We start from the raw sequence: 311 nt of genomic DNA, 5'->3' as shown, positions 1-311 counted from the left end.
GAGCAGCTGCTGCACGATCCGCGCGGCGGGCTGTGGATCATGGGCGACCAGGGCGAAACCGGCGAGATGGGGCTGCTGCGGTGGCAGAAGGACCGCTTTGAACGCGTGCCCGGCCTTCCGCCCGGCAACCTCTTCGACATGGCTTGGGTCAGCGCCGATGAGGTCTGGATGGCGCGCAGGGGCGCACTGGAGCGCTACCGGTGGGACGGGCTCAGCATGACGCTGCGGGAACGGGTCGGTGCCGCGCAGGGACTGCCGCCGGTGTCGAGGGGGGGTATCGCGCTTGGCCGTAACGGCCAGGTGTGGGCCAC

The 311-nt window shown here is 70.7% G+C and carries 1 protein-coding gene; it reads left to right on the top strand.

Features of this window, described 5'->3' with window-relative positions; all coding sequences use genetic code 11:
* On the top strand, window positions 1–311 hold a 311-nt coding region (locus ACQG3P_RS19070; RefSeq protein ID WP_426805915.1), incomplete at both ends, for a hypothetical protein.

Origin of the sequence: Stenotrophomonas sp. SrG (genome assembly GCF_050031795.1) — a bacterium.
Classification (GTDB): Bacteria; Pseudomonadota; Gammaproteobacteria; order Xanthomonadales; family Xanthomonadaceae; genus Stenotrophomonas; species Stenotrophomonas rhizophila_A.
The sequence above is the reverse complement of the archived record's forward strand: the minus strand, read 5'-3'. Positions and strand labels throughout refer to the sequence as shown.